Annotated in this window: 1 pseudogene; it reads left to right on the forward strand. The window is 61.0% G+C overall.

From position 1 onward, the window contains the following. Positions 1-259 (forward strand): annotated as a pseudogene (locus tag ADK28_RS33075) (maltose O-acetyltransferase); the annotation flags it as partial.

Below are 259 nucleotides of genomic sequence, written 5' to 3' on the forward strand. Positions count from 1 at the left end.
GAGCTGCTGGGCGGCTATCAGGGCGGCACCATCGAGCCGACCTTCCGCTGCGACTACGGCTATAACATTTATCTCGGCAAGAACTTCTACGCCAATTTCGACTGCGTGATCCTCGACGTGTGCGAGGTGCATATCGGCGACAACTGCCTGCTGGCGCCGGGCGTGCATATTTACACCGCGACCCATCCGCTGGACGCCGAGACCCGCGTCGGCGGCGCGGAGTTCGGTAAGACTGTCAGGATTGGCGACAATGTGTGGA

This window comes from Serratia sp. 506_PEND, assembly GCF_001076875.1.
Lineage (GTDB): Bacteria > Pseudomonadota > Gammaproteobacteria > Enterobacterales > Enterobacteriaceae > Serratia > Serratia marcescens.